At 64.7% G+C, this 12,343-nt stretch carries 10 protein-coding genes; 8 read left to right on the top strand and 2 right to left on the bottom strand.

The window, feature by feature from the left end:
- Positions 1 to 169 precede the first annotated feature (169 nt).
- From SJ05684_RS15945 to SJ05684_RS15915, 7 genes are all read left to right on the top strand, one after another.
- Positions 170 to 1,048, top strand: a complete 879-nt coding sequence (locus tag SJ05684_RS15945) for a carbohydrate ABC transporter permease (protein ID WP_034852716.1) — start codon at positions 170 to 172, stop codon at positions 1,046 to 1,048.
- Positions 1,048 to 1,929 (top strand): carbohydrate ABC transporter permease, encoded by an 882-nt coding sequence (locus SJ05684_RS15940; protein ID WP_034852717.1) that lies wholly within the window; start codon positions 1,048 to 1,050, stop codon positions 1,927 to 1,929. The genes SJ05684_RS15945 and SJ05684_RS15940 overlap by 1 nt, the downstream gene beginning before the upstream one ends.
- 4 nt (positions 1,930 to 1,933) lie before the next feature.
- Positions 1,934 to 3,046 carry an ABC transporter ATP-binding protein gene (locus tag SJ05684_RS15935; protein ID WP_034852720.1) on the top strand — a complete coding sequence of 371 codons (1,113 nt, stop codon included), beginning with the start codon at positions 1,934 to 1,936 and terminating at the stop codon, positions 3,044 to 3,046.
- On the top strand, positions 3,043 to 4,554 hold the full coding sequence (locus SJ05684_RS15930; protein ID WP_034852726.1) for a GMC oxidoreductase: 1,512 nt from the start codon (positions 3,043 to 3,045) through the stop codon (positions 4,552 to 4,554). The genes SJ05684_RS15935 and SJ05684_RS15930 overlap by 4 nt, the downstream gene beginning before the upstream one ends.
- Positions 4,555 to 4,670: 116 nt before the next feature.
- Positions 4,671 to 5,444, top strand: a complete 774-nt coding sequence (locus SJ05684_RS15925; RefSeq protein ID WP_034852728.1) for a 3-ketoacyl-ACP reductase — start codon at positions 4,671 to 4,673, stop codon at positions 5,442 to 5,444.
- Between the two features lie 214 nt (positions 5,445 to 5,658).
- Positions 5,659 to 7,314, top strand: coding sequence for a GMC family oxidoreductase (locus SJ05684_RS15920; protein WP_034852730.1), 1,656 nt, complete (start codon positions 5,659 to 5,661; stop codon positions 7,312 to 7,314).
- A 171-nt stretch (positions 7,315 to 7,485) separates the two neighbouring features.
- Positions 7,486 to 8,757, top strand: coding sequence for a glycerate kinase type-2 family protein (locus SJ05684_RS15915; protein WP_034852731.1), 1,272 nt, complete (start codon positions 7,486 to 7,488; stop codon positions 8,755 to 8,757).
- Between the two features lie 185 nt (positions 8,758 to 8,942).
- On the opposite strand, the gene aptA is transcribed toward SJ05684_RS15915, so the two are convergent.
- Entirely contained in the window at positions 8,943 to 10,280 is a 1,338-nt protein-coding gene (gene aptA, locus SJ05684_RS15910) for an omega-aminotransferase AptA (RefSeq protein WP_034852733.1), read from the bottom strand.
- A 144-nt stretch (positions 10,281 to 10,424) separates the two neighbouring features.
- Here aptA and SJ05684_RS15905 point away from each other — a divergent pair, with 144 nt between their 5' ends.
- Positions 10,425 to 10,973, top strand: coding sequence for a cupin domain-containing protein (locus SJ05684_RS15905; RefSeq protein WP_034852735.1), 549 nt, complete (start codon positions 10,425 to 10,427; stop codon positions 10,971 to 10,973).
- 129 nt (positions 10,974 to 11,102) lie between these two features.
- On the opposite strand, the gene SJ05684_RS15900 is transcribed toward SJ05684_RS15905, so the two are convergent.
- Entirely contained in the window at positions 11,103 to 12,335 is a 1,233-nt protein-coding gene (locus SJ05684_RS15900; protein WP_034852736.1) for a pyridoxal phosphate-dependent aminotransferase, read from the bottom strand.
- Positions 12,336 to 12,343: the final 8 nt, after the last annotated feature.

Here is a 12,343-nt window from a genome sequence, read left to right as displayed (position 1 = left end):
CCTCTTTCCCTCTGGTGGGTGAGCGGCTGCGCCCGCCCCTCTCCCGCAGGCGGGAAGAGGCGACTTAAGGCGCTACGGCACGACACCTTCTCCCCGTGAGCGGGGAGAAGGTGCCGGCAGGCGGATGAGGGGCGAGCCCCCATGCAAAACGACAACGGTGGTAACGAACATGGATAGCCGCGCCCGGCTGCAGGAGCTTTTGCCGAAGCTCGTGCTCGCTCCCAGCTTTCTGATAGTCCTGGTCTTCGTCTACGGCTTCATCGTCTATACCGGCTTCCTGTCGATGACGAACAGCCGCATGCTGCCTTCCTATGATTTCGTCGGCTTGAGCAATTATACGAGGCTCTGGGCGCTGCCGCACTGGTGGCGTGCGATCAGCAATCTGGCGATCTTCGCGACGCTCTATATCGCGATCTGCTCGGTGCTGGGCCTGGCGCTCGCCATCCTGCTCGATCAGAAGATCCGCGCGGAAGGTTTCCTGCGGCCGATCTATCTCTATCCGATGGCGCTCTCCTTCATCGTCACGGGAACGGCATGGAAATGGTTCCTCGACCCCGGCATCGGGCTCGAGAACACCATGCATCTCTGGGGCTGGGAGAGCTTCTCCTTCGACTGGATCAAGGACCGCAATTTCGCGATCTATTGCGTCGTCATCGCCGCCGTCTGGCAATCGACCGGCTTCATCATGGCGATGTTCCTGGCGGGCCTTCGCGGCGTCGACAACGAGATCATCAAGGCCGCCCAGATCGACGGGGCGACGACGCCGACCATCTATCGGCGCATCATTATCCCGCTGATGCGTCCGGTCTTCCTCTCGGCCTTCGTCGTCCTCGCCCATCTCGCGATCAAGGCCTATGACCTCATCATCGCGCTCACCGGCGGCGGGCCGGGCCAGGCGACAGAGCTGCCCGCGACCTTCATGTATTCCTACACCTTCACGCGCAACCAGATGGCCATCGGCGCCTCGTCGGCGATCATCATGCTGGTGATGATCTTCTCGATCATCGTTCCCTATCTCTATTCGGAAATCCGGGGAGGAAAACGCTAATGGGCGCGGCGAGACCCGAAAACGTCATCTCCCATGATCGCCTGACGCGGGCGCTGATTTACCTGGCGCTGATCCTCTTCGCGCTCTACTCGCTGCTGCCGCTTTATGTGATGGTGGTGAATTCCTTAAAGCCGCTCGATGAGATCCGCCAGGGCGGCATGCTGAACCTGCCTCAGACCTGGACGATCGAGCCTTGGCTTTCCGCCTGGTCGACCGCGCAGATCGGCGTGCAGCCGACCGGCCTTCGCCCCTTCTTCATCAACTCGATCCTGATGGTGGTGCCGGCGGTGGCGATCTCGACGATGATCGGCGCGCTCAACGGCTATGTGCTGACGAAGTGGCGCTTCCCCGGTGCGAACATCGTCTTCGGCATGCTCTTGCTCTCCTGCTTCATCCCGTTCCAGATCGTGCTCATCCCGATGGCGCGTATTCTCGGCGTCTTCGGCCTTGCCGGGTCGATATGGGGGCTGATCCTCGTGCATGTGGTTTACGGCATCGGCTTCACGACGCTCTATTTCCGCAACTATTACGAGGCGTTTCCAACCGAACTCGTGCGGGCGGCGCAGATCGACGGCGCCGGCTTCTTCCAGATATTCCGGCGCATCCTGCTGCCTTCCTCCGGGCCGATCATCGTCGTCTCGGTCATCTGGCAGTTCACCAATATCTGGAACGACTTCCTGTTCGGCGCCTCCTTTTCAGGCCCCTTTTCGACGCCGATGACGGTTGCGCTCAACAACCTCGTGAGTTCCTCGACCGGGGTCAAGGAATACAACGTCCACTTCGCGGGCGCGATCCTCGCCGCCCTGCCAACGCTCATCGTCTACGTCGTATCCGGCCGCTACTTCGTCCGCGGGCTGATGGCCGGCGCCGTGAAAGGATAAGCCCATGTCATTCCTGAAGATCAGTCACCTGCGCAAATCCTACGGCTCGCTCGAGATCCTGAAGGACATCGATCTCGAGATCGAGGAGGGCGGTTTCCTCGTGCTCGTCGGCCCCTCCGGCTGCGGCAAGTCGACCCTTCTGAACGCGATCGCGGGGCTGGAGCCGATCACGTCCGGCGACATCGCCATCAATGGCCGCTCGGTTTCGGGCCTCCACCCGTCGAAGCGCGACATCGCCATGGTGTTCCAGTCCTACGCGCTCTATCCGAACATGACGGTCGCCGGCAACATCGCCTTCGGCATGGAGATCCGCGGCGTGCCGAAGGAAGAGCGCGAGAAGGCGATCCGCCAGGTCGCGGAGATGCTGCAGATCGACCACCTGCTCGACCGCAAGCCGAGCCAGCTTTCCGGCGGCCAGCGCCAGCGCGTCGCCATGGGCCGGGCACTGGTGCGTGAACCGCAGGTCTTCCTCTTCGACGAGCCGCTGTCGAACCTCGACGCAAAGCTGCGCGTCGATATGCGCACGGAGATCAAGCGCCTGCACAGCCGCATGAAGACGACGATCGTCTATGTGACGCATGACCAGATCGAGGCGATGACGCTTGCGACCAAGATCGCGGTCTTGAAGGACGGCGTGCTGCAGCAGTTCGGAACGCCGGCGGAGATCTACAACAACCCGGCCAACATGTTCGTCGCCGATTTCATGGGCTCGCCGGCGATGAACCTCCTGAGCGTCCGCGTCGAGACCGAAGGCGCGCAGGTCGCCGTGGCGCTGGAGCGGCCGAACGCCGAACCGCTGAAGCTCCTCGTCCCGCATGACGGCGCGCTTTCCGCCTATGCCGGCAGGGACGTCGTCTTTGGCATCCGTCCGGAGGCGCTGACCGATCCGGAAGGCGCCGACCGCAATGCAAAGTTCGTCACCGAAGGCGAATGCCTGATCGAGGTGGTCGAACCCGCCGGCTCCGACACCTTTGCCGTCACGAGGCTTGGCGGCAAGGAGATCGTCGCGCGGCTCCGGGCCGATGCGCGCATCGCGCCCGGTCAGACTTCGCGCCTTGCCTTCAATCTCGACAAGGCCGTGTTCTTCGATCCCGAGAGCGAGAAGCGGATCGCATGAGCGTGGCCGTGGCGGCAGAGCCGGATATCGTCATCATCGGTTCGGGCATCGGCGGCGCCACCGTCGCGGCTGGCCTTGCCGAGTCGGGTGCGGAAATCCTCATCCTGGAAGCGGGCGGCCATATCGAGGACCGGCCGGAGAACCGCGACCAGCGGGCGATCTTCCAGCGCGGTCATTTCCGGCCCAAGGAGACCTGGTACGAGGCGGGCGGCCTCGGCTTCAATCCCGGCAACTACTACAATGTCGGTGGTAATTCGAAATTCTACGGCGCGGTGCTCACCCGCTACCGCCGGGAGGATTTCGAGGAGATGGTCCATCTCGACGGCGTGTCACCGGCCTGGCCCTTTCCCTATGAGGAACTCGAGCCGTGGTATGCCAAGGCCGAAGAGCTCTACCAGGTGCGCGGGCGCCTCGGAGAGGATCCGACCGAGCCCCCTCACTCGAACGACTATCCGCATGGGCCGGTGCCGGACGAACCAGCGATCGCCAAGGTTCGCGAGCGCTTGCGCGGGCTTGGGCTTCATCCCTATTCGCTGCCGCTCGGCATCGATATCGAGCGTTGGCTTGCCAGGGGCAAGACGCCCTGGGATGCGCATCCGAACAGTTTCGACGGCAAGATGGACGCGGAAACCGCGGCACTGGCGAAGGCGCTCGAATATCCGAATGTCCGGCTGCAGACCGGCTCGCGCGTGACGCGGCTGTCACCCGCGCCGGACGGCAAGGCGATCGAGACGGTGCACTACATCAAGGACGGCACTGAGCGCCGCCTGGTGCCGAAGCTGGTAATCCTTTCGGCGGGCGCGGTGCAGTCAGCCGTCCTCTTGTTGCGTTCGGCCGATGAGCGCAACCCCGGCGGAATCGCCAACCGATCCGATCAGGTCGGCCGCAATTTCATGAATCACAATTCGAGTGCGGTCATTGCACTCAGCCCCTGGTACCGCAATGATTCCGTCTACCAGAAGACGTTCGGGCTCAATGATTTCTATCTGTCGGACGGCGAGGGCGGGCCGCCGCTCGGCAATATCCAGCTTCTCGGCCGCGTTTCCGGCGCTATTCTCAAGGCGAATTTGCGCTCGACGCCGGAATGGCTGCTGGAGCAGGTCTCCGCCCGCGCTATCGACTTCTACGCCATGAGCGAGGATCTGCCGTCGCCGGAAAGCCGGGTCATGGTCGATGGCGAGCGCATTCTTCTGCAATGGGTGCGCACCAACTGGCAGGCGCATCTGAAGCTCGTCGCCAGGCTCAAGGCCGTGCTCCGGCAGGCGGGTTTTCCAGTCGTGCTCGCGCGCGCCTTCGACAAGCGCACGCCCTCGCATCAATGCGGAACCGTCCGGATCGGTAATGATCCGGAAAAGGCGCCACTCGATGTCTATTGCCGCGCCTTCGATCATCCGAATCTCTTCGTGGTCGACGCGAGCTTCCTGCCAACCTCGGCCGCCGTCAATCCGGCGCTGACGGTCGCGGCCCAGGCGCTGCGCGTCGCCGACCACATCGCCAGAGCGGGATGAGGAAAAGTGTGCTCGGTTTTCCGCCCACATCCCGCTCTAACTTTAGAATCGATCACGTTTATGATTTTGGGTCGAGACGACCCAAAATCATCGTGATCTAAGGAGGGGCTCCGGTCATGACGCAGGGGACGCGACGGATCGCGATCGTCACCGGCGGCCGGCGCGGCATCGGGCGCGGCATCGCCCGCGCGCTGGCTGCAAGCGGCTTCGACATTGCGATCACCGGGATAGGCGACGCGGAGGGCGTCGAACCGGTGATAGCCGATCTCGAGGCGCTCGGGGCCCGCTCGATTTTCCTGAAGGCGGACCTCGCCGACGTGGCGAGCCATCAGACGACCGTTGACGCAGTGGTCGACGCCTTCGGCCGGATCGATTGCCTCGTCAACAATGCCGGCATCGCCTCCGTCATGCGCGGCGACTTCCTCGACCTGAGACCTGAAAATTTCGACACGATCATTGGCGTCAATCTGCGCGGCACCGTCTTCTTCACCCAGGCAGTCGTGAAGGCGATGCTTGCGGCGCAAGCGGGCGCGCCGCGTTCGATCGTCAACATCACCTCGGTATCCGCGGCGATGACCTCGCCGGAACGGCTCGACTATTGCATGAGCAAGGCGGGGCTCGCTGCCTTCAGCCAGGGGCTGGCGCTCCGGCTTGCCGAGACCGGCATCGCGGTCTTCGAGGTCCGCCCCGGCATCATCCGCTCCGACATGACCGCGACGGTTTCCGGCAAATACGACGCCCTGATCGCCGGCGGGCTGGTGCCGATGCGGCGCTGGGGCGAGCCGGGCGATATCGGCAACATCGTCGCCGGGCTCGCCAGCGGCAGGTTCGGCTTCGCTACCGGCTCGGTAATCCAGGCCGACGGCGGGCTGTCGATCGGACGGTTGTGAGGCGGAGTGGGGCCGCCCCTCACCCTAACCTCTCTCCCCGCTCGCGGGGAGAGAGACGTGCCCGGCGAAGGCTGGCGCTCATTTGGCGACGGCGGTTCCGCGAGTCCCTTCTCCCCGCAAGCGGGGAAAAGGTGGCGGCAGCCGGATGAGGGGCGGCCAAGGGCGAGTGAACGACAATAACCGCGCCGGAAGCGCGGAACTTGAGGACGTGTGAATGGGCTACGACTACATCATCACCGGTGCCGGTCCTGCCGGCTGCGTGCTTGCCAACCGACTGAGCGAGGATCCGACGGTCAAGGTGCTGCTGCTGGAGGCTGGTGGTGGCGACTGGAACCCGCTGTTCCACATGCCGGCGGGCTTTGCCAAGATGACCAAGGGCGTGGCGAGCTGGGGCTGGCATACGGTGCCGCAGAAGCACATGGAGGGCAGGGTGCTGCGCTACACCCAGGCGAAGGTGATCGGCGGCGGCTCGTCGATCAATGCGCAGCTCTATACGCGCGGCAACGCGGTCGATTACGATCTCTGGGCACGCGAGGACGGTTGCACCGGCTGGGACTACCGTAGCGTGCTCCCCTATTTCAAGCGCGCCGAGGACAATGAGCGCTTCGCCGACGACTACCATGCCTATGGCGGTCCGCTCGGCGTCTCGATGCCGGTCTCGGCAATGCCGATCTGCGACGCCTATATTCGCGCCGGCCAGGAGCTCGGCATTCCCTACAATCACGATTTCAATGGCAGCCGGCAGGCGGGGATCGGCTTTTACCAGCTGACCCAGCGCAATCGCCGGCGCTCCTCGGCTTCGCTCGCCTATCTGGCGCCGATCAGGGAGCGGAAGAACCTCACGGTGCGCACCGGCGCCCGGGTCGCCCGCATCCTGCTCGAAGGCCGGCGTGCCGCCGGCGTCGAAGTCGTGACGGACGGGGGCGGCGAAACCATCCGGGCCGAGCGCGAGGTGCTCGTCACCTCGGGCGCGATCGGCTCGCCGAAGCTGCTTCTGCAATCCGGTATCGGCCCGGCCGATCACCTGCGCGCGGTCGGCGTCGAGGTGCTGCACGATCTCCCCGGCGTCGGCGGCAATCTCCAGGATCACCTCGACCTTTTCGTCATCTGCGAATGCACCGGCGACCACACCTATGACAATGTGGCCAAGCTGCACCGCACGCTGTGGGCCGGGCTGCAATATGTGCTGTTCCGCACCGGTCCCGTCGCCTCGTCGCTCTTCGAGACCGGCGGTTTCTGGTATGCGGATCCGGACGCCCGTTCGCCGGACATCCAGTTTCATCTCGGCCTTGGCTCGGGCATCGAGGCCGGTGTCGCCCGGCTCAGGAATGCCGGCGTGACGCTCAATTCCGCCTATCTGCATCCGCGCTCGCGCGGCACCGTGCGGCTTTCCTCGGCCGATCCGAACGCGGCACCGCTCATCGATCCGAACTATTGGGAGGATCCGCACGACCGGAAAATGTCCATCGAGGGCCTCAGGATCGCCCGCGAGATCATGCAGCAGCCGGCGCTCAAGCCCTTCGTTCTGGCCGAACGGTTGCCGGGGCCGGAGATCGGGACCGAGGAGCAGCTCTTCGACTATGGATGCGCCAATGCCAAAACCGATCACCACCCGGTCGGCACCTGCAAGATGGGGACCGATGCACTGGCCGTCGTCGATCCCGAGCTTCGGGTCCGCGGGATCGATGGGCTTCGCGTCTGCGACAGCTCGGTTATGCCGCGGGTGCCCTCCTGCAACACCAACGGGCCGACGATCATGGTGGGCGAGAAGGGGGCCGACATCATCCGCGGCCTGCCGCCGCTGCCGCCGGCGCTCTTCCAGCACGAGCGCAACGACACCAGGCCGCGCGCCCGCGCCGATATGCGCTGACCGTGACGACCGGCGGATAGGGCGCCGAGACGTGTCCGTTTCCGACCCACGGCGCCCGGTGTCTTGTTCAGACGCGCCAACGTCGCTGCAGCGCTTTAAATTGCTGCCGAATTCATCCTTAGATCGAATAGGATCTGAGACATTATCCCGTAGCTATCCGGATTTGATTCGATGACATTGATCGAGCCGCGCCCCTTCCTGACCTCCCTCTTCGAGGCCGCCGTCACTGCGGCCGATCCAGAAGCCGCCATTCGCGCCCATCTGCCGGCGCGGCCCAAGGGGCGGACGATCGTCGTCGGCGCCGGCAAGGCGGCAAGCCAGATGGCGGCCGCCTTCGAGCGGCTCTGGGACGGCCCGCTCGAGGGCACCGTCGTGGCGCGGCACGGACCGATCGAGGCATGCAAGCGCATCGAAGTGCTGCAATCGGCGCATCCGGTGCCGGACGAGGCAGGGCTCGTCGGCTCGGCAGCGCTCATCGAACGGGTGCAAGGGCTGAGCGAAGACGATCTCGTGGTGGCGCTGATTTCCGGCGGCGGCTCGGCGCTGCTGCCTGCGCCGCCCACGGGTCTGACGCTTGAGGACGAAATAGCCGTCAACCGGGCGCTGCTTGCTTCCGGCGCGCCGATCTCGGCAATGAACGTGGTGCGCAAACATGTTTCCCGCATCAAGGGCGGACGGCTCGCCCGGGCGGCATCGCCGGCGCGGGTCGTCAGCCTCGTCGTTTCCGACGTCCCGGGCGACAACCCGGCCTTCGTCGCCTCCGGGCCGACGGTGCCGGACCGGTCGAGCCTTGAGGAGGCGCGCGAGATCGTTTCCCGCTACGCCATGGCTTTGCCGGAGCGGGTGATGGCACATCTCTCTTCCGATGCCGCCCGTGCGCCGAGCCCCGACGACCCGGCTTTTATCGGCAACGAAGTCCATGTGATCGCCTCCGCGACCGTGTCGCTCGAGGCGGCCGCGGCGCGCGCCCGTGAGGCGGGCATCGAGGCGGTCATTCTTTCGGATGCGATCGAGGGCGAGGCGCGCGACATCGGCCGCATGCATGCGGCGCTGGCGCGGGAGGTGGCCACACGCAACCGTCCGGCTACCAAGCCCGTCGTGCTGCTTTCCGGCGGCGAGACGACCGTCACCATTTCCGGCAACGCCTACGGCAAGGGCGGGCGCAACAGCGAGTTGCTCTTGTCGTTGGCGCTCGACATCGACGGCGTTCCGGGCATCGATGCGCTCGCCGCCGACACCGACGGCATCGACGGCTCGGAAGACAATGCCGGCGCGTTTGCCGACGGGGCGAGCATCGCCCGCATGCGGGCGGCAGGCATCGACCCGCGGGCCCATCTCGCCCGCCACGACGCCTGGTCCGCCTTTTCGGCGAGCGGCGACCTGTTCGTGCCCGGCCCGACCGGCACCAACGTCAATGATTTCCGGGCGATACTGATACGCTGAGTTGATTGAGGTGTGGAGCGGGCCTGGAAACGGAAGGCGTGTGAATGCCCCTCCCCACAGGTGGGAGGGGCTTAGCAATCTCCTGTCAATTCTCGAACCAACAGGCAGGGACGGTGCGGCAAGTTAGCTCTCCCCCTTGTTAGGAGGGGTTGGGGGGGTCTTGTTACCCTAATCTATCCGTGCGGTTACTTCACCCGCTTCAGCGCATCGCCGAGGATCGAGACGATCCCGGAGATGTGCTGTTTTTCGGCGATCAGCGGCGGCGAGAAGGCGATGATGTCGCCGGTGACCCGGATCATCAGCCCTTTCTCGAAGCAGTCGACGAAGACGTCATAGGCGCGGGCTCCGGGTGCTCCATCGCGCGGGCTGAGTTCGATGCCGGCAATAAGGCCGATGGTGCGGATGTCGATCACATCCCGCAGGCCCTTCAGCGAATGCATCGCGTCGTGCCAGTCCTCTTGCAGTTCCGCGGCGCGCGTCATCAGGCCTTCGTCGCGGTAGATGTCGAGCGTGGCGATGCCGGCGGCGCAGGCGGCCGGATGGCCGGAATAGGTGTAGCCGTGGAAGAGTTCGATCTGGCCTTCCGGCCCATGCATCAGCGCGTCGTGCACCTTGCGGCTGACGAAGACCGCGCCCATCGGGATTGCACCATTGGTGAGGCCCTTGGCGGTGGTGACGATATCCGGCGTCACGCCGAAATAATCGGTGGCGAAGGCGGCGCCGAGGCGGCCGAAGCCGGTGATCACCTCGTCGAAGATCAACAGGATGCCGTGCCTGTCGCAGATCGCCCGCAGCCTTTCGAGATAGCCCTTCGGCGGGATCAGGACGCCGGTCGAACCGGCGATGGGCTCGACGATGCAGGCGGCGATCGTCTCGGCGCCGTGCAGCGCCACCAGCCTTTCGAGATCGTCGGCGAGTTCGGCGCCGTGCTCCGGCTGTCCTTTGACGAAGCCATTCTTGGCAAGATCATGCGTGTGACGCAGATGATCGGAACCGGGAAGCTGCGGGAAGACCCGGCGGTTGTTGACAATGCCGCCGACGGAAATGCCGCCGAAGCCGACGCCATGATAACCGCGCTCGCGGCCGATCAGCCGTGTGCGCGTGGCCTGACCGATGGAGCGCTGATAGGCGAGCGCGATTTTCAAGGCCGTGTCGACCGATTCCGAGCCTGAGCCGGTGAAGAATATCCGGTCGAGCCTGGCGTCGGGGCCGCCGGGGGCGATTTCGGCAAGCCGCTCGGCAAAGTCGAAGGCGATCGGATGGCCCATCTGGAAGGAGGGGGCATAGTCCATCGTCGAAAGCTGGCGCTCGACCGCAGCGGCGATCTGCCGGCGGCCGTGGCCGGCATTGACGCACCAGAGGCCGGCCGTGCCGTCGAGAATCCGGCGGCCATCGACGCTGGTGTAGTGCATGCCTTCGGCCGAGGCGAGCAGGCGGGGCGCCGCCTTGAACTGGCGGTTGGCGGTAAAGGGCATCCAGTAGCTGTCGAGAATCGGAGCGTTGGGCTTGTCGTGGGCGTTCATGGCATCCTCCTATGGTCGCGCGATTGACGCCATGATTTGAATACCCGAACAAGTCCTTTTCTTCGATTGCCTAACACATTGTATTTGTTAGTGAGGAGCTGATAGAATTTCGGTATTCCGAACAAGATCAACACGGGACTTGCGATGAGCGTTGATATCGGCAACCGCCTGCGCCATGTGCGGCTGATGCATAATCTCTCCCAGCGCGAACTCGCCAAGCGCGCGGGCGTCACAAATTCCACGATCTCGCTGATCGAATCCAACGCCTCCAACCCGTCGGTTGGCGCCTTGAAGCGCATCCTCGACGGCATCCCGATCGGGCTTGCCGAGTTCTTCTCCTTCGAGCCGGAAAAGCCGCGCAAGGCCTTTTATGCGGCGGAGGAGCTGATGGAGATCGGCAAGGGACCGATTTCCTATCGCCAGATCGGCGACAATCTCTTCGGCCGCAGCCTGCAGATCCTAAAGGAGTGTTACCAGCCGGGGGCAGATACCGGCAAGGTGCCGCTGGTGCACGAGGGCGAGGAGGGCGGGATCGTGCTCTCGGGGAGACTGGAGGTGACCGTCGACGAGGAAAGGCGCATTCTCGGGCCGGGCGACGCCTATTACTTCGAAAGCCGCCGGCCGCACCGCTTCCGCTGCGTCGGGCCGGTACCTTGCGAGGTGATCAGCGCCTGCACGCCGCCGACATTTTGAGGAAGGGACTCGCGGGACCCCTTCCGGCCTTCTCGAGCGGCGTCTTACCGGACACGTCCCCTCTCCCCGCGTGCGGGGAGAGGGGAAGGGTGAGGGCATTTTGAGGTTAGGTGAGGTCCACCTAAACCTTCACGAAAGCCGCGCGCAGGCGGCAGCGATGCGGGTGAGTGCTTCGGTCAACTCCGCCTCCGACGTCGCGTAGGAGATGCGGAAATAGGGTGAAAGCCCGAAGGCGGAGCCGGGGACGACGGCGACATGCGCGTCTTCCAGCAGATAGGCGCAGAAATCCGCGTCCGTCCCAATCCGCTTACCGATGGGCGTCACCTTGCCGAGCATGCCGGCGCAGCCGGAGAAGGTATAGAAGGCCCCTTCGGGGACGCGGCAGTCGAGGCCCTCGATCGCATTCAGGCCGGTGACGACGAGGTCGCGGCGGCGCTTGAAGCTTGCGGTGCGCTCCTTCAGAAAGTCCTGCGGGCCGGTGAGCGCCGCGACCGAGGCGGCCTGGCTGACCGAGGAGGGGCAGGAGGTCGACTGGCTCTGCACCACCGCCATGGCCTTGATCAGGTCGCACGGGCCGCCGGCATAGCCGATCCGCCAGCCGGTCATCGCATAGGCTTTCGATACGCCGTTGACGGTGAGGGTGCGGTCTTTCAGCCGGGGCTCGAGCTGAGCGGGTGTGACGAAGCGGAGGTCGTCATAGACGATATGCTCGTACATATCGTCGACCAGCAGCCAGAGATGCGGATGCCTGAGCAGCACGTCGAGAAGCGGCCGGTAGTCGTCGGCGCCGTAGGCGGCACCCGAGGGGTTCGACGGCGAATTCAAGAGCACCCAGCGCGTGCGGGGCGTGATCGCCGCCTCGAGCTTTTCCGCGGTGAGCCGGAAGCCCGAGGATGCGTTGCAGGGGATCAAGACCGGCCTGCCTCCCGCAATCTCAACGATGTCCGAATAGGAGGTCCAGTAGGGCGTCGGGATGATCACCTCGTCGCCGGAATCGACGGTCGCCATCATGGCGTTGAACAGGACCTGCTTGGCGCCGGTGCCAACGGTGATCTCGTCCAGCGCATAGGCGAGCCCGTTCTCGCGCTCGAATTTCTCGCGGATTGCTGCTTTCAGCTCCACCGTTCCGTCGAGCGCCGTATATTTCGTCTCGCCGCGCTGGATCGCCTCCCAGGCAGCCTGCTTGACATGGTCCGGCGTGTCGAAATCCGGCTCGCCGGCGCCGAGGATGATCACCGGCTTGCCCTCGCGCTTCATCGCACCGGCGCGGGCGCCGATCTTCAGAATTTCCGAAACGCCGATCGAGGAAATCCGCGAGGCGGGCCGAAAGCCCGCCTCCTTGACCGTGGCATTGATGGTCATGGTCGAAC

The sequence above is a fragment of the Sinorhizobium sojae CCBAU 05684 genome, assembly GCF_002288525.1.
In the GTDB taxonomy this organism is placed as follows: domain Bacteria; phylum Pseudomonadota; class Alphaproteobacteria; order Rhizobiales; family Rhizobiaceae; genus Sinorhizobium; species Sinorhizobium sojae.
This window is presented reverse-complemented; position numbering and strand designations above follow the sequence as displayed.